Here is a 26,568-nt window from a genome sequence, read left to right as displayed (position 1 = left end):
TATTTTATAAATATTTAATTTTTTATTAAATTTTAAATATTATTCATCAAGCCTTTGTGTTCTTCTAACTGTAAATGCGAAAAATGCGGGTAATACTGCACCGCCTAAAATTGCTTCTGTTAGTGCAACGTCAGGCGCAAGTAATGAACTGAATAAATATGCAAGTCCAAGCCCCCCTAATCCAGTTAATACCACGGATTTAATAAGGTCTTTTTGAATTAAAGCACCTATGTAAGACATTAAAACGAGTACCATAACTAAGTAATCAATGTAAATCATAAATTACACTCCTTTAGTTTTCAATTCATCGTGGTAATCTGCGTTAGCTATCGCATGGGCTGCAAAAGGTACTAAAATAAAGTACGTAAGAGCAAGCAAATACTGTTTAAATACAAGCATTATCACAATACATGCAATATCTATTACTCCAACAATATGGAGTCTTGCATAAACCATTCTTTTCCGGTCTTTTTCAACCCATAGTCTAAAAGATGCGAAAATTATACCAAGGGAAGCAATTATTAATACAATATCCTCTAACATGTAATTCACCAATGATTTAAACGTTGAAGCGAATAATAACTTTACGAGTACATATCTAACAGAATAATAATGATTAATCATTATAGTTCTTGATTATATATAATTATCTAAGGTGGTAGTATGATTTCAAACAGGTGTTTAGGAACAGAACAGTCCGAAATTAGGAAAATATTTAACATGGCAACAGAAAACTCGATAAATTTGGGAATTGGAGAACCGGACTTTGACACTCCAAAAAACATAGTTGAGGCTGCAAAAACAGCACTTTTAAATGGGAAAACCCATTATTCTCCCAATGCAGGAATTTTAGAACTTACAAACGCAATTTCTGAAAAATTAAAAAAAGATAATAATTTAGATGTTCCAAGAAATAATATTATTACAACGTGTGGTGCATCCGAAGCACTGATGCTTTCATTATTTACTCTAGTTAATAAAAATGAAGAGGTTTTAATTCCTGACCCCGGATTTGTGTCGTATAAAGGACTAACTGAACTTTCAGAAGGGAAAGTTATTCCGGTAAATCTTGATGATAAATTTAAAATTGATTTAGAATCCCTAAAAAACAACATTTCTAAAAAAACGAAATGTATAATTTTAAATTCGCCTTCAAACCCTACTGGAAGCGTAATAACAAAAGAAGAAATCAAAGGAGTCTGTGAAATTGCAGGGGATAACAATATTACAGTAATTTCTGATGAAATTTATGAAAAAATAATTTATGGGAAAAAACATTATTCTGCAATGGAATTTACCGATAATTCAATAGTGATTAACGGATTTTCAAAAGCTTATTCAATGACTGGATGGAGGATTGGGTATCTAGCAGTAAATGAAAACTTCGATAAAAAATATAATCTTATTGAAAATATGATGAAAATTCACCAGTACGGATTTGCTTGCGCAACTTCTTTTGCTCAATATGGGGCATTTGAAGCACTTACTGGTGACCAAAAAAGCGTTTTTGAAATGGTTTTAGAGTTTGAAAAAAGAAGAAACTTGATATATACTGGATTAAAAGATATATTCAATGTTCAAAAACCAGAAGGGGCATTTTATATATTCCCTGACGTCAGTGAATATGGTAATGGAATGGAAGTTGCAACAAAATTGATTAAAAATAATATATTATGCGTTCCAGGGTCAGCATTTGGAAAACAGGGTGAAAACAGGGTTAGATTTTCATATGCTACTAAATATGAAGACATTGAAAAGGCAATAGAAATAATGAAAAATGTTCTTCTTTAAATTTTAAAAATTCTTAAAATTTTATTAACTGGACTTTCATTAATTAAAATTTTATTAATTAGTATATATTCAAAAATTTCTTTAAGATCTGTTAGTGATAATTTATGATAATCAAGATAAATGCTAAGGTAAAACCAACTGAAGATAGTGAAAAGGTTTTAAACGCAATTAAAAATATTTTTATGGATATAAAAACAGAATTTGACGAAAATATTATTTTTTGTGAGTCAAAAAATGTATCAAGATTTAAAGAATTACTTCGAAGTCAGGCAATACTTGATGCAGCTAGAAACGTTTTAGAACGGAATATTATCGGAAATAGGACTAAATTTTACATAAATAAACAAGCTGCATATTCGGGGTTATTGAATTTTGATAAGGATATTCATGGTGGAATAAAACTTGAATTTATCGCAGAAGAGGGCGAAGATATTTTAAAACTATTAAAGGACATTGCGCCAAGAACAAGGCACGGCGTAATTATTGATGAAGATGAAGAAGATAATTAAAATATAGGCTTATTAATAAATAAATTCTTAAAAATATTAAACGTAAATTTTATAAAAAAATTAAAAGAAAATTAAAACAAAATAAATAACCTTATATTTTTTAAATTTTAAATAAAAAAATGACTTTTATTTTGGTGAGAATCGTGATGAGGTACGTAGCTTATAAAATCCATCCAAGTGAATTTTTAGAAAATGAAATATTTGAAAAATCATTAATTTTAGATGGAAAAAGAATCCATAGGGTAAGAATCCTTGGAGAAGTTAAAAACGTCAATAAATCAAATATTATCACCTTTAACTTAGGTGGAGTTATAGTAAAAGACTTTGAAAATAAGGCGCTAGATATTGAAGAAAAAGACTTTTTAGATATTATTGGCAGAATCTCAGAATATAATGGTGAAAGAAGTATTTCCCTTGAAATATATTCAAAAAAGAATGAAAATAAGGAAAAATGGGAAAAATTACGGAATTTAGAAATTGAAAAAACGAGAAAATATGTAAAAGATGAAGAAACGATAGTATATAACAAAGATGAGTTTGGTTCAGACTTTTCAGCAGAAAATGAAGCTTTAGAAGACCTATATGGTGAATTAGATATTAAAGATAAGGTTTTAGATATAATCCGTGAAAATGACGGTATTTTATACGATGAATTAGTTGAAACCGTTGGAATTAGTGATTCTGAACTTGACAACATACTTTCAGAACTAAAAGAAGATGGGGAAATTTACGAACCAAATTCTGGAAGTTATAGAATACTCTAATTTAAGGGGGCTTAGAAATGAAAAAAGTTTATACCTATTCAGCAGCTGCATTTGTTATTATGGGGCTATTATTGATTGGGATTTTGGCAGTTGTATCTTTTGATACGTCCTTTTCAAATAATATTGCAATGATAAATTTAGATGGTGCTATCTTTTTAAAAGGTAGTGATTCAGGATTATTAAGCACTGGAACGACGGGTGTTGAAGATTATATAAAATGGCTTGATGAAGTTGAAAATAATGATAATATAAAAGCAGTTATCATTAAAATTAATTCTCCTGGAGGGGAAGTTGTTGCAAGTGAAAAACTTTCAAGAAAAATTAAAGAAGTTTCCGAAAAAAAGCCAGTTGTGGCATACATCGAAACAATTGGGGCTTCAGGCGCATACATGGCGGCATCATCATCAAATTATATCGTTGCAGAAAAACAATCCCTTGTTGGAAGTATAGGGGTTAGAATGGAATTATTGCACTATTATGGCCTCATGGAAAAACTGGGCGTAAATACAACAAGTATAACCGGTGGAAAGTATAAAAACATTGGAACGCCAAATAGGCCAATGACTGAAGAAGAATATAAAATGCTTGAATCAATTGTTGATGAAATGTACTTTGATTTTATTTCAATGGTTGCAGAAAATAGGAACATGACAATAAATGAAACATTGATTGCGGCTGACGGAAAAATTTATAACGGGTTACAGGCTAAAAATGCAGGCCTCATAGACCAAGTTGGAACTGAAAAAGATGCAATTGATATGGCATGTAAATTTGCAAAAATATCCGAACCAAGAATCTATGAATACAAAAAAAGTAGTTCTATCGGGTTTTTTGGCATGACGCTTAATAATATCGCAACAAGTTTTGGATACGGGTTTGGAAAAGGAATTTCTGAAAACATGGATATAAAAGAAAGTTTTAAATCTTATAAGTCGTATGAAATGTACTATTAAAGATTTATAATACCTTATTCTTTTTTATGGTGAAAATATGCTTTTTGAATCAGTGCTTTTTTTAGCATTGGGTTTATTGATGCTGTCATATGGTAGTGACTGGTTTGTTTTAGGTGCATCACGATTTGCAAAGGAATTTAAAATTCCAAGCTTTGTAATTGGGGCTACAATTGTTGCATTTGGAACGTCGTTACCTGAAATATTTACAAGTGCATATGCAGCATCTACAGGTTCAGTTGATTTAGCTTTAGGAAATGCCCTTGGAAGCTGTATTGCAAATATTGGCCTCGTTTTAGGATTAAGTTTAATTATTTCTTCAGTATTCATAAAAAATAAGTCAGTTGTAAAAAATGGTTACTTATACTTAGTTTACACGCTAATTTTAACTACACTTGGATACAATGGATTTTCAAGCTTTGATGGACTAATTTTAATCCTGTTACTTTTGTTCTATTTAGTATATACAATAAAAACTGGTGAAGCAGACAATGAAGAACACGAAAAAGATACTACTTTCAAAAAATCGATTTTTTATCTTTTAATCGGGCTAGCAATTGTTGTATTTGGAAGTCAATTCTTTGTAGATGGTGCAAAAGGTCTTGCAAGTGCATTTGGAATTTCCGAAAAAATTATTGGTTTTACAATTGTTGCATTTGGAACGTCGCTACCTGAACTTTCTGTTTCGGTTGCTGCTGCAAGGCAAAAACTTGGTGGGATTGTAATTGGAAATATCATTGGAAGTAACATCATAAATACATGCGGTGCACTAGCAATTGCTGCACTAATTTCAGAAATTCCAGTATTTAAATTTGAACTAGTTACAAATTTTTTAATGGTATTTTTATTAGTTATATTGATGAATAAAGAAAAAATAAAAGGAATATTACATTTAAAAAAGATTGACAACCGCCTATCGAAAATTACGAGATTTGATGGTTTGATACTTGTTATTATTTACCTTTTATTTATTTTTGGCCTTAATATTGGAATTATATTCTAAAATATATACCATTAAAAATTTTTTTAAAGAATAACATTAAAAATTTTTTTAAAGAAATTGATATTATTTTATTTCTTACTCTAAACGTTAAAACAACAAGTCTTAATATGCCATTTTTATATACTACCTTAATATAATTTAATCTAGATTCAAATTTATTAATTTATTATTTTTTTTATCTGAATTTCAGGGTTGATACGTGTGAACACAGTTAAAATAAACGTGAAAAAAACCGAAGGATTTAAAGAATTTATTGTACCTGAAAAAATAACTGTAACTGACGCTTTAGAATATATTAATAAAAATTACGGCGAAAATATACAGTTTAGGGTATCCTGTAGGGCAGGCCAATGTGGGAGCTGTGCAATGACAATAAATAAAAAATCAAGGCTTGCATGTAAGACAAAAGTTGAAGATAAAATGTATATTGAGCCCTTAGATGGATTTGACGTTATTATTGACCTCGTAGTTGATAGAAGTCCGTACTATAAAAAACTAGGAACATTGAAAAATTACATTCAGCAAAAAAACGGTAAACCTAACCTTGAAGAACTATCAAATTTAAAGATATATCCTAACGATATTAAAGATGTTAAATCGATTAGAGGATGCATTGAATGTTTAAGCTGTATTTCAATGTGTCCTGCGAGAAAATATTCTAATTATCCTGGGCCTACATTTATGAGACAGCTTGCAAGGTTTGCTTTTGACAAAAGAGATGATTCAAAACGGGAAAGCGATGCATTTAACGAAAATATTTATAACTGTACAACTTGCGGTAGATGTGTTGAAGTCTGTCCAAAAGAAATCGATATTGTACATAATGTAGTTGAAAAATTAAGGGAAAAGACATTTAAAAAAGGATACAATCTTGAAAGCCATTTAGAAGTTAGAAAAAACGCATTACTCCAAAAAAGGTCAATTCCAAAAGATAAATCTTCATTTTTAGAGGAAGTAAAAGATGAATATTTTGTAGAAAATGAAAAATTGCGTGTTGCATTTTTTACAGGATGTTTGGTCGATTTTAGACTTTTAGAACTTGGAAAAAGTGCAGTAAGGGTTTTAAATGCACATGGTGTTTCAGTAGTAATTCCAAAGTTACAGGTATGTTGCGGTTCCCCATACATTAGAACTGGTCAGACGGATATCTCAGAAATGTTAAAAAAACAAAACCTCGAAATTTTTAATAAGTTAAATGTTGACTATGTTGTTACTCTTTGTGCAGGGTGCGGAAGCACTTTAAAGAATGATTACAAAGAAAAAGAGTTTAAGATAAAGGATATTACTGAAATTTTAACAGAAGTTGGATTAATTGAGTATAAGCCTTTAGATATTACAGTAACTTACCACGACCCATGCCACTTGAGACGAGGTCAAAAAGTATATCTTGAACCTAGGAAAATTTTAGAAAGCATTCCAAAATTAAAATTTGTTGAAATGGAAATTCCCGACCAGTGCTGCGGTGCAGGAGGGGGAGTTCGTTCTGGAAAGCCAGAAGTTGCAGCTTTAATCGGGAAAAGAAAAGCAAATATGGTATATAAAACAGATGCAGATTATGTAATTACGGTATGCCCATTTTGCGAATATCACGTTAGGGACAGCTTGAAAAAATACATGGAAGAAAACAGTTTTAAAAAAGAAATTCCTGTAATGAATATAGTTTCACTACTTGATAAAGTGATTTAAGAATTATCTACTTTATTATTATTATTATTATTATTATTATTATTATTATTATTATTATTATTATTATTATTATTATTATTATTATTTAATTTCCTTTAGTTTTTTCTGTAACCTTTATGCCGTAAATTTCGGTATTTGGGTACTGGCCAAATTCATCTTTTTCAATTGCCTTTACCATATCCAAGATTGTTAAAAGTGCAACTGAAACACCAGTTAAACTTTCCATTTCAATTCCTGTTTTATATATTGCTTTTACAGTAGCTTCTGCTTTTATATTATCTTTAAATATTTCAAAACTGATTTTTACCGACGCAATAGGTAAAGGATGGCACATTGGAATAATATTGGATGTATTTTTAACTGCCATAATTCCGGCAACTTGGGCCGTTGTTAAAACGTCTCCTTTTATAATTTCCTTATTGTTAATTTTTTCAATTGTTTCAGGCTTTAATTTTATAAATCCAATTGCAGTGCAACTTCGTTCAACGTCTTTTTTTATGGATACATCAACCATTTTTACGCCGTTTTCATCAACATGGGTAAGCATGAATTTTCCCCCTTCGTGTAATTTTTACATAATTTTTATCGATAACATTAAGAAAAAGATGTTTAATATATTACATATATGTGTTAGATAATATATTTTATATTATATTTTATAGCATATTACGGATAATTTTATTTAAGTCATTTGGAAAAAGTCGTGGAAAATTATGAAGATTGATGGAATAACAGAACAAATCTTGACTATTCTTGAAAAATATACTACTACAAAAGAAATAGCAATGGAATTAAAAACCCATCCTAAAAATATTGACCGATATATCCGAGTTTTAAGGGATTTGGGATTTGTAGATACCAAAAAAGGAAAAACAGGCGGAGTTTTTTTAACTAATGAAGGAAAATATGTTTTAAAGAAGAAAAATATAAATTTAATTACAATTTTGGAAAAAGTCGTGGAAAATTATGAAGATTGATGGAATAACAGAACAAATCTTGACTATTCTTGAAAAATATACTACTACAAAAGAAATAGCAATGGAATTAAAAACCCATCCTAAAAATATTGACCGATATATCCGAGTTTTAAGGGATTTGGGATTTGTAGATACCAAAAAAGGAAAAACAGGCGGAGTTTTTTTAACTAATGAAGGAAAATATGTTTTAAAGAAGAAAAATATAAATTTAATTACAATTAAGGTTCAGGTAGTTGCAAATGATAAAATAGGGCTTTTAGCAAGTATTTCTTCAAAAATTTCTGAAATAAATGGGAATATTCTTTCAACAACCCTTGAAAAAGAGGGAAATAAGGTTGTAATATGGTTAGTTATTGAAAACCTTGAATTTAATGATTTGAAAGAGAATTTAGAAGGTATTGCAGAAAAAGTGGTGTTAGTATGATTGAAGTAGAAATAAAGGTAAATTTAAGCAATGAAAATCCTGAAAAAATACTTGAAAGTCTATTAAAAATGGGTTTTCTAAAAAAAGAAATAAAAGAACAAACTGATACCTACTTTAATGGCATTGATAGGGATTTTCAAATTACTGACGAAGCGTTACGGATAAGATGTTCAAAAACTGTTGGAAAAAACGATGAAAAGATATATGTTACATATAAGGGTAAAAAATTAGATGGCATCTCAAAAACAAGGGAAGAAATTGAGGTGGAAGTTTTTGAAGTGAATTCAATGCATAAAATATTTGAAAAATTAGGTTTTAAACCCGTAAGGCCAATTAAAAAAGTTAGGGAAATATATCAAAAAGAAGACATAGAAGTTTCTTTTGATGATGTTTTAGATGTTGGAAAGTATTTGGAAATTGAAAAAGTAGTATCTAATAATTTTGAACGAGAAAGTGCATTATTTGAACTTTTGGACTTACTGAAAAGTTTAAATATTAGTACTGACAAATTAGAAAAGAGATCTTATTTAGAGTTACGGAGAGGGAACCGTGAATAATAGAAAATTGGTAGCATTATTCATCGGGGTGGCGATGATTTGTTCTACAATTCCTTTATTTTTCTTATATTAAGTCACCCAGATATTTACATGGCAAAATAGTTAGGCTTTAAAATTATAAATACTACTTTTTAACATACTTTTAACTGAAAAATTATAAAAATGTTTTAAATGATTTAAATTGTTTTATTGGGTACTTATTCCATTAGTTTAATTGGGTACTTATTCCATTAGTTTATTTATTCCATCAATCACTGCTTCTACTGAGGCCCTAACAACGTCATCGCTTGTAGCTTTTGCAATAACTTCTTTTTCATGATTTTCAAGTCTTACCGTAACCTCCGCAATTGCATCGGTTCCGCCGGATATTGCGTTAATACTGTATTCGTTTAGCCGTATATGTTCACCAACTACTGCTTGAATTGCTTTTAATGCAGCATCAACTGGCCCAACACCAATTTCTGACTTTTTATAAACTTGGTCTTTTATTTTCAATGCAACACTTGCCGTAGGTATTACGTTGTTTCCAGTAATTACTGCAAACTGCTCTAAGTCAACAATTCTTTGTGATTTTAAGGTTCTTTTGGTAATGTCCTCTGCTATTGCCATTACATCTGCATCAGTTACTATTTTTCCTTTGTCGCCAATAGATTTTATCCTTTCAACGATTTCAGAAAACTGCTCATTTGAAACGCTTGTTCCAACTTCAACGCCAATTTCGGAAAGTTTGGATTTTATTGCATGGGCCCCGCTATGTTTTCCAAGCACAATTCTCCGCCTGTTTCCAACAATTTCAGGGTCAATTGGCTCATAAGTTAATGCATGTGCTAAAACACCGTGTGCATGGATTCCACTTTCATGGGCAAACGAATTTTCACCAACAATAGCTTTATTAGGCTGAGTTTTAATCCCCGTATAATGTGAAACAAGCTTTGAAAGTTTTGTTAGCATTTCTGTTTTAATTCCTGTGTCTATTCCGTAAATCATATCTAATGACATTACTGTTTCTTCTAAAGATGCATTACCTGCCCTTTCACCAAGTCCATTTACTGTACAGTGTACCTGTAGTGCTCCTGCTTCCACTGCTGCAATAGAATTTGAAACCCCTAGTCCAAAGTCATTATGACAATGAACTGATATTGGAACTTTTATATCCTTTTTTAATTCAGATATTAAATATTTCATCGAATTTGGAACCATTACTCCAACTGTATCTGGAACGTTTATCCTGTCAGCTCCTGCATCGACCGCATTTTTATAAGCCTCTTTTAAGTATTCAAGTTCCGTTCTAGTTGCATCTTCTGCTGAAAATTCAACAGTTATTCCATGTTCTTTAATGTATTCAATCGATTTTACGAGAGTTTCGATAATTTGTTCTTTACTCATTTTTAGCTTGTATTCCCTATGCAGTGGCGATGTTGCAATAAATGTATGAATACTTTGAACATCGCAATCTATTGCAACATCTATGTCCTTTTTAACAGCCCTTGAAAGCCCGCATATCTCACAATCAAGTCCAAGGGAAGCTATTTTTTTTATTGATTCCCGTTCACCTTCTGAAGATACTGGAAAACCAGCTTCAATTGCCGAAACCCCAATTTCAGAAAGCTTTTCTGCAATAGCTATCTTTTCATCGGGCGTTAGAGAAACACCTGGGGTTTGTTCTCCATCTCTTAAAGTGGTATCAAATATTCTCACATTTTTTGGTAGATTCATCGCTTTTAAAGAATTTTTAATAATTTCGTTAGAGTATACGTATGATTCCATAATATCACCATTTAATAAATAGAATATTTAAATATCAGATTATGAAAATATTCTATGCTTTACGACTATTTATATTTTTAATCATGTCCACTGTAAATTGACCTAATTATTAATCCAGATAACATTCCAACTAATAGGTATACTATGTTTGTAAAAATATTTTTATGGGCTTTATAGGGGTCAAAATTTTTAGGAACTAATTTTAAGTCATTAAAATCCTTTTTTTCGAAGTTTTCAAGTTCTTTTAATATATCAATATTCATCTGTGCAAATGCAGTTGCATATTTTAAATAAAGGACCTTTGAATATTTGTCTTCTAAACTATTGGAGTATTCTAAATAACCAAGTGCAGAAACAGGCACGTAAGTAGTATTATCTAAATTATTTCCACAATCTGCCACATTATTTATTTTTTTTACGGCCAATTTTTTTAAATATTCAACATCTGACGAATAGTCTAAAATTGTTGTGGCATAAACATAAGCATCAATACTTTTTGAGATTGAAAGAAGGTATTCTTTTTGATTATAGTACTTTTTAGATTCTTCAATCTGCCTTACAGGATAGCTTAATAATTTTTCAGAAAATAACATCGAAGAATATATAATAACAATTTCTGAATTATCTAAATATTCCCTTGCAAGGTATTTTAAATATTTTTCGTCAATTTCTTCGGAATAATCAGGCTGCTGTGATAAATTAAGCCACCATATTCCAGTTTCCGCCCTTAATTTTGCATATGATGCATAATAAATTGCAGAATCTAAATCTCCATTTTCGTAACTATTTTTAGATTCTTCAACTAATTCAAAAGCTTCATAAACTCTACTTTTTGCAGCGAAAACATACTCTAAATTATTTTTTGTAAGTTTCACGTCTTTTATTTTTTCTTTCTTTAAAGAAACGCTTTTTTCTACCTCATCAATGTAATTTTTTATAGATTCGTTATCTTTATAATAATGCTTTGCTTTGATTGATTCAAGTGTTATAAGTGCGTTAAAACTCCTTGACGTACTTGCATAGTATTCTTTTTTAAAATGAAATTCATTTGAAATAATTATGAGGTTTGACGCACTTTTTAGTGCATCTTCAAATTCCGTAATTTCACTAGAATTTAAATTACTGGTATCAAGAGTTTTTAGCTCCTCAAGTTCTTTTTTTGAACGTTCAAGAGTTACCTCTGAAAGCCCTTCCATGGTTTTTATATATCTATATTCTAAAATAGGATTAACTTCATGACTTTTTGATATTTTATATCCCGTAAAGTAGTAAATAGCATCATAAATGTTACTAACTTCAATTACGGTAATTCCGAGGCTTTTACCATATTTTACAGCATCTATTGAGTTATTATTGGAATCAACCTGATTTCTTTGGCCGTAAGGTATTAAAAAATAATCAATCCCCATTTCACTTCCAACTTTTATTTTTTCAAGTATTCCGCCAACGGGGCCAATAGTTCCGTCTGGGCCTATCATTCCAGTCATCATGACGTTTTCATTTACTTCCCAACCATTAATTGCAGCAATTGTTGCAACGGTTAAAACAGCTCCCGCAGAAGGGCCTCCAACTGTTGGAACTTCAGAACGAATGATATAATAAACGTCATATTCATTTTTTTCTTTTCCGCAAAAATCAAACGCAACTTTTGAAGCTATTCTTGCAGAACCTTGCATATCAAGTTCCGTAAGTGGCATGGTATCCATAAATGTATGGCCATTTCCAAACGAAACTATAACCTCTATTTTAACCGGTGCTCCAACATAACCTTCATCCGTTAAAGAAACTGCAGGGGCTGTAATATTAATTGAACGCTTAAATCCCGAATTTTCTAAATTTAATGCAAATCCTGATGTAATTGAAATTAAGATTATTAAAATTGCCAAAATTTTTTTCATTACTTTCATTATAATCTCTCGAACTCAAATTTATGTATTTATTAATTGCGTATATTACTATTGATATTTTCAATCTTAATATTATTTTTAGTTGCGCTTACAAGCTTTTTAATAAGTTCTTCTTCAAAACCAAAATTAACTTCTACTTTATATCTTACTTTTTCAAAATACGTTTCTTCAATGATTTTCCCTAAATTTTCTATGGCTTTTTTAATAGTTTCGATATGAGAATATTCAAATTCTAAAAAAATTTGTGATTTTTGAAATACTTCTAAAATTTCTGAAGAAGTTATAACTTCACTTGCAGTATCTAAATAAGCTTTTAAAATTCCACCGTAACCAAGCTTAGTGCCGCCAAAATATCTTGTTACTACAATTACTACATTTTGAATGTCTTTTAACTCTATGACTCTGTAAATGGGTTTTCCAGAACTTCCCTGTGGCTCTCCATCGTCGTCATACTTTATTGAAAAATTGTTTAAACTATTTATCCGATATGCTGAAACGTTATGTGTTGCATCTTTGTGAATTTCTTTAATTTTTAAAATAAATTCTTTAGCCTCTTTTTCACTGGATACGGGTTTACCGTAGCCTATAAATAGTGAATCTTTGACAATTCGTTCAACTTTTGAATATTTTTTAAATGTTTTATAATATTTTTTATCCAAAATATCCCAACTAATAAAATTATAGTTTATTTCTAAAATATATCTTTTTTTAAAGAATTTAGGGCCAATTGGTCGTTAAATATTTATTTTTTTAAATACCGTATTTTCTTTTGAACTGTCTTCAATTTGGTATCCTAATTCTTTTAACCCGTCCCTTATTTTGTCAGACGTTTCATAATTCTTTTTTGACCTTAAATCATCCCTTAAATCTACTAAAAATTTAATTAAACTTTCCTCTTTAACGTTAGAAGATTTATAAAAATAACCTTCAAATAAACCGAATATTTCACCGACATTTTTAAAAAAATCAAGGGTTTTTATAAGTAAAGCTACATTTGGAGATTTTGAGACACTTAAATATTTAGTTACGCTATTTGAAACTTCAAAAACTGTTTTTAATGCATTAACTGAATTAAAATCTGAATCCATTGCCCTATAAAAATTTATTTTCGAATTTTTTAAAACATTGTAAAAGAAAGCTTCATTTTCATCCCAAACGCTATTTACGGGATTTTCAAGTGCAATTCTAACACTTTCAATTACATTATATAGTTTTTGAAGTGAAGCCTTAGCATGTTCCATTGATTCTTCAGTATAATCAATCGGGCTTTTATAATGTCTCTGAATAAAAAATAGCCTTAAAACTTCGGGGGAGTATTTTTTTGAGATTTCTGAAATAGTAACGAAATTACCTAAACTCTTACTCATTTTTTCGCCATTAACCATTACAAAACCCGTATGTACCCAGTAATTTACCCAATTTTTTCCAGAATATGCACTGCTTTGTGCAATTTCGTTTTCATGGTGTGGAAATGATAAATCCCTTCCTCCGCCGTGAATGTCAAACTGTTCCCCTAAATACTTCATGCTCATTACTGAACATTCTATATGCCAGCCGGGCCTTCCATCTCCAAAAGGGCTTTTCCAGTAAGGTTCTCCTGATTTTTTATTTTTCCACAATGCAAAATCAAAACGATTTTTCTTTTCACTTTTACTTTCTAATTTATCTTCAGAAATTAAGTTTTCTAAATTAATATTACTTAATTTTCCATAATCTTTGAATTTTTCAATTTCAAAGTAAACACCACTATCCGTCTTATATGCAAAGCCCTTTTCAATTAGCTTATCAATAAAAGAAATAATTTCGGGAATATTTTCTGTAACTTTAGGATAAATATCGGCAGGTTTAACATTTAATGTTTTCATATCGTTTAAAAATATTTCAATGTATTTTTCCGAGATTTTTTTTGGAGTTACATTTAAATTTAGTGCCCGATTTATTATTTTGTCATCAATATCTGTAAAATTTATGACAAGTTTTACACTATATCCAATATGTTCTAAATACCGCCTAATAATGTCAAAAGAAACATACGTTCTACCATGTCCAATATGAGTTTCATCGTAGACTGTTGGGCCACAAACATAAATTTTAACTTCTTCGTTATTTAAAGTTTTAAATACTTCTTCAGATTTTGTAATTGTGTTATATATCCTTAACATAAAAATCGCCGTTTAAAGATTTATTATTTTTTCTTTCCAGTTAATTTCATTTTTTTGATATTTAAATCAACAATTGCTTCCTTTTTTAAAATTCCACGTGCAGATAAAAGTCCTGCACCATCGCATGCAACATAAACATTTTCAATGTTAGTTTTTAAATTCGTATTTACTACTGCTTTCATTGCATAATACTTTATTTATGGAGCATATAATAGTGTAGGGTCATTGAAAACTCCCGGAATTTATCTAACTTTTCAATATTTTCAACGATACTTGTAACTATTCTATGCAGAATTGCCATTGTAGTGTATCTAGAGGTTACCAGTTTTAAAGTTGGTTCAAAACTGCTTTTTTGAGCATTTCTAAAGTATTTTTCTGCCCTCTTTTTAAATCACCAAATCTCTTTAAAATTGGCTTTCCACCGACAAAGGTAGTTGTAAGCTTTGCAATATTTTTCTGTAACCTGTAGTATTTTCTATAGGCTTTGTAAGTTATATCGGGGTTAAAAGTGAAAAATTGGTATTTTCACTTTTTGTATTTACTATTGAGTGGCCACTTACACAAACATATCACCATATTTCCCTCAAACAACAAATCCTCGTGGATTCGTACAAAAAGTTCGTACAAAGTCATCATATGTTTTTGTGAATATGTGAAATTTGGGGTCATGGTTTATTTTTGTTATTCCATCAAATATCATTGCTGGAACTTCTACACGTACTCCAACATCAATAGGCCCGTGATATGCAGTTAAACCGATTTTTTTAGCTATTTTTAAAAACCAGTCTGCATTTCCCGAACTGGGGTAACTACAATGTATTTTGTAGTTATATTTTTTAGTTTTTCTAACTGATTTACTTTTACACTATTTTTTGTAAAGTCAATTACGTTTGTGTTTAATAAAAACGTAACACCATTTTTTTTGAAATTTATTTTTAATACTGAAAATTACTTTTTTAGTATTGTCTGAAACATATGTCTTTGAATTATTGGTATAAATTTAACCCCATTTTATACGGCTTTTTTTGTAATTCTCTTAATTTTACCAGGTTTCCTTTTGAAAGTTCTTTGGGCCATTATTTTTTAAGAAAATATCATCGACTTCAAAAATAAGCGGCCATGAATAGTTTTTATCATTGGGTATATCGGACAGGTTTTCTCCAATATTGGGCCTTAAATTAAGTGTTCCATCACTTAAATCTCCTGTACCCCCAACCTCCTACATTATTTGGCAAGTACTACAATGCATGCACTTTTTAGTATTTTTAATCGGACAAATCCGGTCTAAAATATCTTTACCTTTATCAATTACGAGTATTCTTAAATTACTATTTTCTGAAAGTTCAAATGCGCAAAAAAGTCCAGAAGGCTCCGCACCTATTATAATTACGTCGTAATCAAAGTCTATATTTTTCATGAAAAACACTAAAAGTAATTAAATGAGGCTATTTTTTACTTTATAGTCCTTTATTCTTTTCACAATTTATAATTTTTTAAAATCCGGATTTTAAAATACTTAAAATAGAAAATTTTATATATTAAAAACAGCAAATTTAGACTGAATTTGGGGCTGATAGCTCAGACTGGGAGAGTGCCGCATTGGCTATGCGGAAGCCGCGGGTTCAAATCCCGCTCAGTCCATTCCTAAATAACAATTATTGGAATTTAAAGATATATCTATTCTTTCCAATAGTCTCTTTTAAATAAATCGCTATTATCTGAAAGTTCCATTGGAAAAGGTTCAAAATAAGTCTGTTTTTTTAGGTAATCAACGTCAAAACGAATAATCCATGATTTCAAAAGAATTATTGGAATATTAATACATTCAAGTTCATTACGGTACCGTTCTAATGACTCGATAAATAGCTCTTTTTCTTCCTTTGAAAGTTTTCTAGAAACGTACCCAAAAATATGCATAAGGACGTTTATGTTAGATTCAGTTAAAGGAGGTCGACTTAAAAGCAAATTTAGATTTAATTCGTAATATTTTATTAAATTATCAAAATTTTTGGAATAATTTCCAACTATATTTCCTAAAATGTCCTTTTGTTTTTGATTGTATGCCATGAATAGTAATTTATTTTTTGTATGAAATTCTATTAATTCTTTTATGGATTTAGAATATTTAGTATCTTTAAAATCTAAAAGCGTATATACTTTTGTTAAAAAATGGTCTTTTATCCGCTTATTTCTAAGCCTTGCTTCGTCTTCTATTGGAATATTTGGAAATCTCTTTAAAACTTCTTTGGCAAAAAAACCTTCTGTTTTCTGATTTATCGGGTTTCCATTTTCAAGATATATTTTAACCCCCTTTACTCCACAAGAAGGGGACTTATTTTTTAGTATAAATCCATCAACATTGGTTATTGATTCTAAAAAATTCGATGAAAAAATTCTAATTTTTTCGGTATAATTATTATATGTATTATTTTGAACAAATTCATAGTTATTATTTTTAAAAGCAATTTTTAAAGAATTTCTTGGAATTGGAAGCCCGATTTCAACTTCGGGACACACAGTTATATAGTTAAAGTATTTTTTAGTATTTTTTACAAAATCGCTTGAAATTTTATGGCCGTCATACCTACAGTTATCATGTTCGATACATCTACTTATTATAATATTTGGTTTTTTAAAATTTTTCAAAAAATTCCCCTCCTCTTAAACTAATTTAAGGTAAGGTTAGTTAAAAAATAGCTAAAATTAAGATAATAAATTTAAAATATGTAAATTTAAAATATATAAAAAAATGGAACTTTAAATCAAGTCAAGATTTTTTTCAAGATTTCTCCTAATCCTTTCTTTAATCCAAAGAGAAATTCTATCCCTATCAACACTATAAAGCTCCATCTTTGGAATAATTACCCTAACAACGTCAATTTCTGTTTTTTTCAGGTTAACCGTAATAATCTTATCAAATCCGTTTTCTTTTAACGTATTTTTTAAAGTTTCAATGTCTTTTTTAATATTTAATTTTGCCTTGTTTTCAATATTTTCGATATTTACTTCTTCTTTGAAGGTGTACCATTTTTTATGTGCCCTTTTCATTCTTTCATAATCTATTCTTCGTATGATATCACCTCTATTCGTATCTTCACGAGCCCCATGAATTTGGGTTGCCCTACTTTGTGCAACTTCAGTTAATGCCCTTAAAACTGCAATTTCTGGATGGATATGGCAACCTACACCCATACATAATAGTGAGGGGTCTTTTAAAATATCGTCATCTGAAACTGCAGCAATTGTTGGAATTCCAACTTCGCTAGTTAAATCTTTTAATATGACGTTTATTTTAGCACTTTTAAATTTTTCAATGAGTTCGTGAATTAGTGGATTTTTGGCATTATCTACGTTTACCCGTTTATACGTATTTTTTGAAAGTTCTGAAATACTCCATGAATCCCTTTCTATTACCTCTAACATTCCGTGAAAAATTGCTTCTTCCATCGAGTTTCCAGATGCAAGACCGTTAGTATTGCTTCTAAACAGTTGTTTCCCATCATAAGGGTGAACAATGCTGTTTATTGGAACTTCAAAAGTTTTTCCAGATATAATATCTGTTCCACTAACCCAGTCTACTTCATTAGTATCTGTAAATTCGGCATTTTTTCCGCCCGGAAGTATTAGTTCATCAAGATTTACCGGATTTTTAGGTTTTTTTACCAATTCAAGCTTCGAATTTTCATCAAATTCCGCAGAATATCTTTCAATTGCTTCCATTGTCGAAGAAACTTTTGCTTGAATTTCAGTTGCACCCTTTCCAGCATATACACTTATTGCACCATCTTTTGCAGAAGGCCTAATTGATGAAAAAACAGGAATTCCAATTCTATCAAGCCCATCAATCCTAGCAGTTCTTGTAACTCCTATTTTTTTAATAATTGGTCCTATTTTTTCGAAAGTTTCTTCCGGAGTACAGATTCTGTACGCTGCAAGAGCATAGTTTATATCGTTTATACCATCTTCCATTTTTACCACGATTAGTTAATTTTGGATTAGACTGATTTAATTTCCCTTTTTAAAATGTTTACAACATATTCTTTTGTATCACATGATATAAGTACTGTTTTTTGGGGCGAAGTTGTTACTGGATTTAGTTCAACATCTGTTTTAAAAATTTCTTTTAAAAATTTTAAAATGGCTTTATTTGCCCTTCCTTCAATTGGTTGTTCTTTAATTTTTACTTCAAGTCTTTTACGCCATTTATTAATTTTTCCAATTTCGTTCTTTTTAGCATTAGTAGTAACCTCTATATCGATTAAAACTCCTTTTTCAGTTTTTTTGATTATTTCTTCAATCAAAATACCACCTTCTTATTACTATTTTGAAACAAGGTAAAAATAAATTATTATATTATACAACAGTATAATATAGGGCAGCAACTAATAATAAATATATTATATCCGCACAAAAGTATCCTCGAGGTGTTACTGATGATGAAAGCTGAAAATTTAAACAAAGATTTTGTTAACAAAATCATTGATGCTGGAACTCCAGTTCCAGGTGAAAAGGAAGTAGCTTCATTAAAAGCATGCTACCAATGCGGTACATGTACTGGAAGCTGCCCAAGTGGTAGAAGGACTGCATACAGAACAAGAAAGGTAATTAGGCAAGCATTACTTGGTATGGATAGTGTTTTAGATAGTGACGATATTTGGAAGTGTACAACTTGCTACACTTGCTATGAGAGATGCCCAAGAGATGTTAAAGTAACTGAAATTATTAAAACAATAAGAAATTTGGCAGCTCAAAAAGGAAACATGGCAACTCCGCATAAAATGACCGCAGTATACGTTTTAAAAGCTGGTCATGCGGTACCTGCAAATGAAGATACTGCAAAATTAAGAAAATCATTAGGACTCGCTGAAAAAGCACCAATTGCACAATTCAGTCAAAAAGATATGGATGAAATTAGAACAATTGCTAAGTGTTTGAAATTTGATGATTTAATAGGATTTGACTGGAAAACAATGGGTTTAAAACAATAATTTAAGATATAGTCTAAATTTAAAAAATGGTGATATTGATGAAATACGCGTTTTTCCTTGGATGTATTATGCCAAACAGGTACGCTGGTGTGGAATCTGCTACAAGAACAGTAATGGAGAAATTAGGTGTTGAATTAGTAGATATGCCTGGAGCTTCCTGCTGTCCGGCTCCGGGAGTATTTGGTTCATTCGACCAAAAAACATGGTTAACTTTAGCTGCAAGAAACTTGTGTATTGCAGAAGAAATGGGCGTAGATATAGTTACCGTATGTAACGGATGTTATGGTTCATTATTTGAAGCTGCACACATGTTACATGAAAACAAAGATGCTTTAAAAATGGTAAACGAACAGCTTAACGAAGTTGGAAAAGAATATAAAGGAACCGTTCATGTAAGGCACTTTGCTGAATTAATCTACAATGACATAGGTGTAGATAAAATTAGAGAAAACGTTGTAAAACCATTAAGTGTAAATATAGGCGTTCACTACGGGTGCCACTTCTTAAAACCAACATCTGCAAAAGGACTCGGCAGTGCTGAAAATCCAACAATGCTTGATGAACTTGTTGAAGCAACCGGTGCTAAGTCAGTAGCATATAAAGATAAAATGATGTGTTGTGGTGCAGGTGGTGGTGTAAGGGCTAAAGAATTAGATCTTGCATTAAGTATGACTCAGGAAAAAATTGAAAACATGTTGGCAGTGGGTGCTGATGCTACTGTTAACGTATGTCCATTCTGTCAGTTGCAATTTGACAGGGGGCAAATTGAAATTAAAGAAAAACTCGGTAACGAATATGGATTCCCAGTTGTACATTTATCCCAACTTTTAGGTCTTGCAATGGGAATGAAGCCATCAGAAGTTGCTTTAGATGTAAACTTTATTTCGCCAGAACCGTTACTTAATAAATTAGGATACTAATCCATTTAATTTTAATTCTATTTTTTTAAATAAAAATAATAAATAGTTATTATACTGTAATTTATTCAAATTCGCTTAAATCAATGTTTTTTGAAGCATCTAAAAGAATATAACTTATTTTGTTTTTATCTATTACTTTAATAATCTTTTCAGCCATTTTTCCAGTAATTATTGCAATTACATCTGAACCCCGGTTACAAGCAGAAACTATTCCTTCTGAAACTGCAAATCTTATATCAGGGTGAATTTCAAGCCTTGAAGTTACTACATTTCCAACTGTTCCTGCAGTTGCAATAACTGACTCAGGATATTCCGTAATAGTGTCAGTTATTATATCGTAATTTACATTTCTTGAACCCCCCATAACCTCTGCAGGAATTTTTAAAACTATAACTTTTCCTTTATTTACTTCAATATGCCCTTTAATATCATGTATTGCAATATCTTCCCCTTTAAGTCCTCCAAAAAATACTTTAGCAGTTGCATTGGAATTTAGTTCTTTTGAAGCATATATGAGGCCTTTTTTCATAAATATTCCAATATTATCTCCTGAAACTACATCTTCAGCAGCTATTGCCGGCCAAACATCTTTATATCGATACAAGTTTTGATTTACATCATTTAAGTAACTTTTAAAATCTGAAATCCATGATTTTAATACGGCCATTCCTTTTTCAGTTATAACGTATTCACCACGACCTTTATTTTTAATAAACTCTTCTTTCATGAGGTTACGCATGTGTTCAGACACTCCCTGAACGGTTATTCCGAGTGTGTCAGCTATTTCTTTTTGTTTAATGTGTGGCTGTTTTCTAACAACTTCTGATAGTATTTGAAATTCAGTAATATTTCTTTTTTTCATCAAGTTCACCAGGTTATTATTATCAATATAACTTTAATAAATATATAACTGGTTACTATATATAGTTTTTATAGTTTTGATATACCTTCAATTAAAAAGCAAATTTTAAAACAATTGACGTTTTTTTAAATTCTTTAAATTTTTTTAAATTCTTTAAAGTTTAAAAAAAACTTGAAATAGCGTTAAATGCATTTTTTAAAGTCCCTATATATAAATATCCGATTATACATATACTAATAAAATTAAGGTGATTTCATGACTCTTGAAATATTGCTTGTAAATGATGATGGAATATACTCAAATGGCCTTTTAGCACTTAAAAATGTACTAAGTAGTGAATTTGATGCAAATGTTACCGTTGTAGCACCAACAAACCAACAAAGTGGGATTGGAAGGGCAATAAGTTTTTTTGAACCTTTAAGAATAACAAAAACAAAACTTTCAGACTGTTCTGAAGGTTATGCCGTTTCAGGAACTCCATCAGATTGCGTAGTTCTTGGAATATATCAAGTTTTAAAAAAAGTGCCTGATTTTGTAATTTCAGGAATAAATATTGGTGAAAATTTAGGAACTGAAATTACAACTTCAGGAACCCTTGGCGCCGCTTTTGAAGGTTCACATCACGGTGCAAAAGCTTTTGCATGCTCATTACAAGTTACTGCCGATCATTTAAAATTTAAAGAAGGTGAAAGTCCAATAGAATTTTTAAATGCGGCAAACGTATTTAAAAAAGTTTTTGAAAAGTTTTTGGATTCTGAATTTCCTTGTGATGTGCTAAATGTAAATATTCCAGAAGATGCCACATTAAATACTCCCGTTGAGATTACAAAACTTGCAAAAAAGATGTATACAACACACGTTGAAGAAAGGATTGACCCAAGGAGTAGAAGCTATTACTGGATTGACGGGTACCCAATAATGGAAGAAGAAGATGGAACTGATGTTTACGCAATAAGGAGAAAAAAACATGTATCTTTAACCCCTTTAACTCTCGATACTACGATAAAAAATATTGAATTATTCCAGGAAATTTACAAAAAAAAGTTTTAGATTTAAATACTTTGTAGATTAATAAATTAATTGATAATTTTATTTTATACCTTGATTTTGGTCTTTGGTGAGAACCATGTGGAAAAAACTGGACAATTTAAAGAAGTTTTACGTGAAAACTAGTAAAAAAGGGACTAACAAGATGGCATTACTTATTGATGGGCCAAACATGTTAAGAAAGGAATTTAACGTTGATCTTGATAAAGTAAGAGATGCTTTAGACGAATTTGGGGATATTGTTGTTGGTAGAGTTTATTTAAATCAGTATGCATCTGATAAATTAATTGAAGCAATTGCAAATCAGGGCTTTGAGCCTAGGATTTCAGCAGGCGATGTTGATGTTGAGATGGCCGTTGATGGAACTGAATTGATATTTAATAAAAATATTGATACTATTGTTTACATGACAAGAGATGCGGACTTTTTACCTGCAATAAGAAAGGCGAAAGAACGTGGAAAGCAGATTATTGTTGTTGGGGCAGAACCTGGATTTAGTACTGCAATTCAAAATATTGCAGACCACGTAATACGTGTTGAAGAAGATTTTGAACTTGATAAAGAAAAATTAGAGCAAAAAAAAAGGGATAGGGAACAACATTCCCATTCAGCGGTTGAATCACCAAAAACTGAACCTCTAAAAGAAGAATCAAAAGAAAATAAAAAAAGCAGTACTGAATCGTTTAAAGAAGGACTTAGTAATAGTATAAACTGGTTAAAAAAATAATTAATTTTGAAAATTATTTAATTCAATAATTTATCTTTTTTAATTTTAAATAGTAATTTTTCAGTATTTTATTTAATGTCTATTTTTCTCATGAATTTTGAAAATGCAATAGTTCCAACTGGCCCACATACTAAAATTAATAAAGCAACCGTTTCTAAATATATTATTCCGTAAAATTTAGATAAAATAACCAAAAATGTGGCAATTACTACTGCCATTAAGCCTTCCCCAATAAGAACGTTTGAAGTTTCTTTTTTAAACGATAATCTAAGTGCAGAAAATGCACTGGTTATTAATGCAAACATTGTAAAATATAAAACATACTCGTTCATTTAAATCACCATTTTATGCTGACAAGTATTTGTAGGCCCATATTACAAAAATTACTGCTCCAATGAACATTGAAAACCAAACCCATATATTTACTAAGAATAATATCTTATAAACTTTTTCGCTTTTTTTAGGGTCGTTCATAATTTTTTTAAAAGGGTCGTTTCCGTAATATTTTTTCTTTTTTAACATACTATTTCCTTAATCAATCCCTATTTTAAATAAGTATTGTGTTGCCGTAGGAAGAACTCTTCTAACTTCCCTTAGTTCTGGCTTATACATATAAAGAATATTGTCTTTACTAAATGGATTTAGTTCTTTATTTAATATCTTTGAAATTACTTTAATTTCTTCAATGCCTTCTATTTTTACAGTTCCTGCTTCATAATTTGAATCAAATTCTAAAATAATTGGTATTCGAATGTCTTTTGATACATTTTCATTTATAAATTCTAATTCTTTTCTTTTAACCCTGTAACGCTGTCCATTTATTATTAAAAAAGGCTTATCTTCTTTTAGAAGTTCATAAAGAGTTTTTCTTGTAATATTGGACTTTAAATTATTTAAAAAAGGATATATTGTATCAACACTCTGAATTTTTGGATTTCCCAAATTAGCCTGTAAATTTTCTTTAGCCATTTTTTTCACGAAGCAAGATTTAAAAAAGTATATTGATGGTAGTTAATTATTTTTTAGAGTAGTCAATTATTCAGCATGGAGTACTATAATGGTTCCAATGAGTTCTCCTTCATTAATTTTTCCGTCTTTTACTGCAATAAATATTGCGTACTCAAGACATCGTTCATGTTCAAAAGGAACAGGAATTTCTTCCCCTAAAGATACCATGTTTCCTAACTTATGCTGAATGTATGCAGAAGGCATTAAAACTGTTTTTTTGGGCAGGCAAATTTTTTGAATATTTACTGCTTTTATCTGTCCTGATTTAATTTCGACAGTTTCAGATGCAAAAATTGGAACTTTCTGGCCAACTAATTCAAGTTTAGCCTCACCATGCTTTTTACCTTCAATTTTATCTTCAATTTCCTTAATTTTTCCAGTAATTCTAAACATAAAACCACCAATATTGTTAAAATTATGCTTCTTCTGCCTCTCTAGCATCAATTCTTGCTTTAATTAATTTCAACCTGAAGAAGTTTTCCCTCTCCATTTCATCGAGCCTCATGCCGATGTACTTCTTGGTTTCATTCATTCTAGGAATTACAACGTATTCAAGAGCGTTAACTCTTCTTTTTGTCGTTATAATTTCTTGAGCGAGCAATTTTATCGATGTTTCGATTTCTGCAAGTTCTGAAATAAGTTCTAAAGCTTCTTCAAAGTTTTTTGCAGCTTCATCTAATTTTGATGAAACTCCATACGGGCTATAACCCCTATTTGAAATATCTCTTTTCACATTTTGTAGTTCAAATACTGGAACTCCAATGCCCATGATATTTCTCATATCGACATCTAGTTCGATAGTATCATTCTTGGCTGCAAAAGATGCTTCTTTTACTGAAAGTGTACCCATTAAAGCCTGAGCCATTATTAGGTCTTTGTACGCTTTTGAAAGAGCAACATTTACTTTGTCTCTTATTCCAGAAGCTTGATTTAAGATTTCAAAAAACTCCATCATTAGGGCATCTCTTTTTTGTTTCAAGAGTTTATGCCCCTTTTCAGCGAGTTTAATTTTACTCTTTAATTTTAATAGTTCCATTCTTGTAGGGTTTACGTCTGCCATTGCTATCCCCCTAGATTAATAAGATGGGAAAATTTCAGCTTCTGAATTTTATTTTTTAGGTAAATATTTTTCAATTAATTCGTCTGAAACTCTCTTCAATTCTGATTTTGGTAAGATTGTTAATAATTCCCAAATAATGTCGAGTGTTTCTTCAATGCTTCTATCTTCATCTACGCCTTGAGTTACAACTCTCCCTTCAAATGCATCAGCAAATTTTAAGAATGCCCTATCTCTTTCAGTTAAAGCCTCTTCACCAACAACAGCTACAAGGTCTCTTAAACCTCTACCTTCTGCGTATGCAGCGTATGCTTGGCTGATAACTTTTGCATGGTCATCTCTTGTTTTTCCAGGACCCTGTCCATTACCTGCAAGTCTTGAAAGTGATGGCAAGATGTCAACTGGCGGATAGATACCTTTTCTGTTTAATTCTCTTGAAAGCACAATCTGTCCTTCAGTAATGTATCCTGTAAGGTCAGGGATTGGGTGTGTAATATCATCGTGAGGCATTGTAAGAATTGGAATCTGTGTTACAGTTCCTTCTTTACCTTTAACTCTTCCTGCTCTTTCATAAAGAGATGCTAGGTCAGTGTACATGTAACCTGGGTATCCTCTTCTTCCGGGCACTTCGTTTCTTGCAGCTGCAATTTCTCTTAATGCTTCACAGTAGTTTGTAAGGTCAGTTAATATAACAAGTACGTGCATTCCTTTTTCATATGCAAGGTACTCTGCAGTCGTTAATGCAATTCTTGGTGTAATGATTCTTTCAATTGCAGGGTCATCTGCTAAGTTGATGAATACAACAGCTTTTTCTAAAGCACCTGTTTTCTTAAATTCATCCATGAAATAGTTTGATTCTTCACTTGTGATACCCATTGCAGCGAATACTACTGCAAACTGCTCACCTTCTCCTCTTACCTTAGCCTGTCTTGCAATTTGTGCAGCAAGCATGTTATGTGGTAAACCTGATCCGGAAAAGATTGGGATTTTTTGCCCCCTAACAAGGGTGTTTGTACCATCAATTGTTGAAATACCTGTCTGAACAAAAGCGTTTGGCGGGTTTCTTGAAACAGGATTTAGCGGGTAGCCGTTAATATCCACCTTTTTTTCAGCAATGATTTCAGGCCCACCGTCGAGTGGTTTTCCTGCACCGTTAAAAATTCTACCAAGCATATCTTTTGATACACCGATTTTTGCAGTTTCTCCGGTAAATCTTACTCTTGTTTCACTTGTGTTTAATTCTGAAGTTCCTTCAAACACCTGAACAACAGCAATGTCTTCTCTAGCTTCTAAAACTTGCCCGGTTCTTTTTTCTCCGTTAGGAGTTGTAATGTCTACAATTTCACCGTAAGCAATTCCTTCAATTCCTTCAATAACCATTAAAGGACCAGCAATTCTGGAGACTGATGTGTATTCTATGGTTTTTTGCATAGCGTCCATATGATAACCTCCTTACAGTTTA

Annotated in this window: 31 protein-coding genes and 1 tRNA gene; 14 read left to right on the top strand and 18 right to left on the bottom strand. The window is 30.7% G+C overall.

Going from position 1 to position 26,568, the window contains the following annotated elements; translation table 11 throughout:
* Positions 1-39: 39 nt before the first annotated feature.
* A complete protein-coding gene (locus MEVAN_RS02040) occupies positions 40-279 on the bottom strand; it encodes a DUF4040 domain-containing protein (RefSeq protein ID WP_011972208.1) in 240 nt (79 codons plus the stop codon).
* A 3-nt stretch (positions 280-282) separates the two neighbouring features.
* Positions 283-543, bottom strand: coding sequence for a cation:proton antiporter (locus MEVAN_RS02035; protein ID WP_011972207.1), 261 nt, complete (start codon positions 541-543; stop codon positions 283-285).
* 120 nt (positions 544-663) lie between these two features.
* Here MEVAN_RS02035 and MEVAN_RS02030 point away from each other — a divergent pair, with 120 nt between their 5' ends.
* The 6 genes from MEVAN_RS02030 to tfrB all read left to right on the top strand — a co-directional run bounded on the left by MEVAN_RS02030 (position 664) and on the right by tfrB (position 6,703).
* The gene (locus MEVAN_RS02030; protein WP_011972206.1) at positions 664-1,791 is read left to right on the top strand and encodes a pyridoxal phosphate-dependent aminotransferase; all 1,128 of its coding nucleotides are present in this window, start codon (positions 664-666) and stop codon (positions 1,789-1,791) included.
* Positions 1,792-1,895: 104 nt separating this feature from the next.
* Positions 1,896-2,300: an RNA-binding domain-containing protein gene (locus MEVAN_RS02025; RefSeq protein WP_011972205.1), complete on the top strand. Its 405-nt coding sequence runs from the start codon at positions 1,896-1,898 to the stop codon at positions 2,298-2,300.
* 146 nt (positions 2,301-2,446) lie between these two features.
* Positions 2,447-3,064, top strand: coding sequence for a hypothetical protein (locus MEVAN_RS02020; protein ID WP_011972204.1), 618 nt, complete (start codon positions 2,447-2,449; stop codon positions 3,062-3,064).
* A 17-nt stretch (positions 3,065-3,081) separates the two neighbouring features.
* Entirely contained in the window at positions 3,082-4,017 is a 936-nt protein-coding gene (gene sppA / locus MEVAN_RS02015) for a signal peptide peptidase SppA (RefSeq protein WP_011972203.1), read from the top strand.
* 37 nt (positions 4,018-4,054) lie between these two features.
* A complete protein-coding gene (locus tag MEVAN_RS02010) occupies positions 4,055-5,017 on the top strand; it encodes a calcium/sodium antiporter (RefSeq protein ID WP_048059123.1) in 963 nt (320 codons plus the stop codon).
* A 201-nt stretch (positions 5,018-5,218) separates the two neighbouring features.
* The gene (gene tfrB / locus MEVAN_RS02005; protein ID WP_011972201.1) at positions 5,219-6,703 is read left to right on the top strand and encodes a fumarate reductase (CoM/CoB) subunit TfrB; all 1,485 of its coding nucleotides are present in this window, start codon (positions 5,219-5,221) and stop codon (positions 6,701-6,703) included.
* A gap of 85 nt (positions 6,704-6,788) precedes the next feature.
* Here the strand turns inward: tfrB and moaC are convergent, their stop codons facing one another.
* The gene (gene moaC / locus MEVAN_RS02000) at positions 6,789-7,250 is read right to left on the bottom strand and encodes a cyclic pyranopterin monophosphate synthase MoaC (RefSeq protein WP_011972200.1); all 462 of its coding nucleotides are present in this window, start codon (positions 7,248-7,250) and stop codon (positions 6,789-6,791) included.
* A 166-nt stretch (positions 7,251-7,416) separates the two neighbouring features.
* Between moaC and MEVAN_RS01995 the strand changes: the two genes are divergently transcribed.
* From MEVAN_RS01995 to cyaB, 3 genes are read left to right on the top strand one after another with little or no spacing between them, the layout of a single operon-like run.
* The gene (locus tag MEVAN_RS01995) at positions 7,417-7,680 is read left to right on the top strand and encodes an Rrf2 family transcriptional regulator (protein ID WP_011972199.1); all 264 of its coding nucleotides are present in this window, start codon (positions 7,417-7,419) and stop codon (positions 7,678-7,680) included.
* Positions 7,670-8,104, top strand: a complete 435-nt coding sequence (locus MEVAN_RS01990) for an Rrf2 family transcriptional regulator (protein ID WP_011972198.1) — start codon at positions 7,670-7,672, stop codon at positions 8,102-8,104. Before MEVAN_RS01995 ends, MEVAN_RS01990 begins: the two co-directional genes overlap by 11 nt.
* The gene (gene cyaB, locus MEVAN_RS01985) at positions 8,101-8,661 is read left to right on the top strand and encodes a class IV adenylate cyclase (protein ID WP_011972197.1); all 561 of its coding nucleotides are present in this window, start codon (positions 8,101-8,103) and stop codon (positions 8,659-8,661) included. The genes MEVAN_RS01990 and cyaB overlap by 4 nt, the downstream gene beginning before the upstream one ends.
* 222 nt (positions 8,662-8,883) lie before the next feature.
* Here the strand turns inward: cyaB and MEVAN_RS01980 are convergent, their stop codons facing one another.
* From MEVAN_RS01980 to MEVAN_RS09025, 6 genes are all read right to left on the bottom strand, one after another.
* On the bottom strand, positions 8,884-10,428 hold the full coding sequence (locus tag MEVAN_RS01980) for a 2-isopropylmalate synthase (protein WP_011972196.1): 1,545 nt from the start codon (positions 10,426-10,428) through the stop codon (positions 8,884-8,886).
* Positions 10,429-10,505: 77 nt separating this feature from the next.
* Positions 10,506-12,326, bottom strand: a complete 1,821-nt coding sequence (locus MEVAN_RS01975; RefSeq protein WP_011972195.1) for a S16 family serine protease — start codon at positions 12,324-12,326, stop codon at positions 10,506-10,508.
* Between the two features lie 41 nt (positions 12,327-12,367).
* Positions 12,368-12,994, bottom strand: coding sequence for an IMPACT family protein (locus tag MEVAN_RS01970; protein WP_011972194.1), 627 nt, complete (start codon positions 12,992-12,994; stop codon positions 12,368-12,370).
* Between the two features lie 75 nt (positions 12,995-13,069).
* A complete protein-coding gene (cysS, locus tag MEVAN_RS01965) occupies positions 13,070-14,497 on the bottom strand; it encodes a cysteine--tRNA ligase (RefSeq protein ID WP_011972193.1) in 1,428 nt (475 codons plus the stop codon).
* Between the two features lie 23 nt (positions 14,498-14,520).
* The gene (locus MEVAN_RS09030; RefSeq protein WP_232179329.1) at positions 14,521-14,679 is read right to left on the bottom strand and encodes a hypothetical protein; all 159 of its coding nucleotides are present in this window, start codon (positions 14,677-14,679) and stop codon (positions 14,521-14,523) included.
* 1,037 nt (positions 14,680-15,716) lie between these two features.
* Entirely contained in the window at positions 15,717-15,914 is a 198-nt protein-coding gene (locus MEVAN_RS09025) for an NAD(P)-binding protein (RefSeq protein ID WP_232179328.1), read from the bottom strand.
* A gap of 150 nt (positions 15,915-16,064) precedes the next feature.
* On the opposite strand from MEVAN_RS09025, the gene MEVAN_RS01955 reads away from it, so the two are divergent.
* Positions 16,065-16,138, top strand: a tRNA-Ala gene (locus MEVAN_RS01955).
* A gap of 36 nt (positions 16,139-16,174) precedes the next feature.
* Here the strand turns inward: MEVAN_RS01955 and MEVAN_RS01950 are convergent.
* The 3 genes from MEVAN_RS01950 to MEVAN_RS01940 form a co-directional block, all read right to left on the bottom strand.
* Positions 16,175-17,143, bottom strand: coding sequence for a YbgA family protein (locus MEVAN_RS01950; protein ID WP_011972192.1), 969 nt, complete (start codon positions 17,141-17,143; stop codon positions 16,175-16,177).
* A gap of 111 nt (positions 17,144-17,254) precedes the next feature.
* On the bottom strand, positions 17,255-18,466 hold the full coding sequence (locus tag MEVAN_RS01945) for a YcaO-related McrA-glycine thioamidation protein (protein WP_011972191.1): 1,212 nt from the start codon (positions 18,464-18,466) through the stop codon (positions 17,255-17,257).
* Positions 18,467-18,492: 26 nt separating this feature from the next.
* The gene (locus MEVAN_RS01940; protein ID WP_011972190.1) at positions 18,493-18,798 is read right to left on the bottom strand and encodes a DUF167 domain-containing protein; all 306 of its coding nucleotides are present in this window, start codon (positions 18,796-18,798) and stop codon (positions 18,493-18,495) included.
* A 132-nt stretch (positions 18,799-18,930) separates the two neighbouring features.
* Here MEVAN_RS01940 and hdrC point away from each other — a divergent pair, with 132 nt between their 5' ends.
* Both hdrC and hdrB read left to right on the top strand, forming a co-directional pair.
* Complete coding sequence (hdrC, locus tag MEVAN_RS01935; protein WP_011972189.1) at positions 18,931-19,485, top strand: CoB--CoM heterodisulfide reductase subunit C; 555 nt, start codon at positions 18,931-18,933, stop codon at positions 19,483-19,485.
* Between the two features lie 38 nt (positions 19,486-19,523).
* Positions 19,524-20,405 carry a CoB--CoM heterodisulfide reductase subunit B gene (gene hdrB, locus MEVAN_RS01930; RefSeq protein ID WP_011972188.1) on the top strand — a complete coding sequence of 294 codons (882 nt, stop codon included), beginning with the start codon at positions 19,524-19,526 and terminating at the stop codon, positions 20,403-20,405.
* 61 nt (positions 20,406-20,466) lie between these two features.
* On the opposite strand, the gene MEVAN_RS01925 is transcribed toward hdrB, so the two are convergent.
* Positions 20,467-21,267, bottom strand: coding sequence for a DUF7839 domain-containing protein (locus MEVAN_RS01925; protein ID WP_011972187.1), 801 nt, complete (start codon positions 21,265-21,267; stop codon positions 20,467-20,469).
* A gap of 255 nt (positions 21,268-21,522) precedes the next feature.
* Between MEVAN_RS01925 and surE the strand changes: the two genes are divergently transcribed.
* Positions 21,523-22,317 (top strand): 5'/3'-nucleotidase SurE, encoded by a 795-nt coding sequence (surE, locus tag MEVAN_RS01920; protein WP_011972186.1) that lies wholly within the window; start codon positions 21,523-21,525, stop codon positions 22,315-22,317.
* A 76-nt stretch (positions 22,318-22,393) separates the two neighbouring features.
* Positions 22,394-23,041, top strand: coding sequence for a TIGR00288 family NYN domain-containing protein (locus MEVAN_RS01915; protein ID WP_011972185.1), 648 nt, complete (start codon positions 22,394-22,396; stop codon positions 23,039-23,041).
* Positions 23,042-23,109: 68 nt separating this feature from the next.
* On the opposite strand, the gene MEVAN_RS01910 is transcribed toward MEVAN_RS01915, so the two are convergent.
* The 5 genes from MEVAN_RS01910 to MEVAN_RS01890 form a co-directional block, all read right to left on the bottom strand.
* The gene (locus tag MEVAN_RS01910; protein ID WP_011972184.1) at positions 23,110-23,373 is read right to left on the bottom strand and encodes a monovalent cation/H+ antiporter complex subunit F; all 264 of its coding nucleotides are present in this window, start codon (positions 23,371-23,373) and stop codon (positions 23,110-23,112) included.
* 199 nt (positions 23,374-23,572) lie between these two features.
* Entirely contained in the window at positions 23,573-24,010 is a 438-nt protein-coding gene (locus tag MEVAN_RS01905) for a DUF61 family protein (RefSeq protein ID WP_011972183.1), read from the bottom strand.
* Between the two features lie 66 nt (positions 24,011-24,076).
* Positions 24,077-24,442, bottom strand: coding sequence for a DUF22 domain-containing protein (locus tag MEVAN_RS01900; protein WP_011972182.1), 366 nt, complete (start codon positions 24,440-24,442; stop codon positions 24,077-24,079).
* Between the two features lie 22 nt (positions 24,443-24,464).
* Positions 24,465-25,109: a V-type ATP synthase subunit D gene (locus MEVAN_RS01895; RefSeq protein WP_011972181.1), complete on the bottom strand. Its 645-nt coding sequence runs from the start codon at positions 25,107-25,109 to the stop codon at positions 24,465-24,467.
* 48 nt (positions 25,110-25,157) lie between these two features.
* Positions 25,158-26,546, bottom strand: a complete 1,389-nt coding sequence (locus MEVAN_RS01890; RefSeq protein WP_011972180.1) for a V-type ATP synthase subunit B — start codon at positions 26,544-26,546, stop codon at positions 25,158-25,160.
* Positions 26,547-26,568: the final 22 nt, after the last annotated feature.

The sequence above is a fragment of the Methanococcus vannielii SB genome (assembly GCF_000017165.1).
Taxonomy (GTDB): Archaea; AGJL01; Methanococci; order Methanococcales; family Methanococcaceae; genus Methanococcus; species Methanococcus vannielii.
This window is presented reverse-complemented; position numbering and strand designations above follow the sequence as displayed.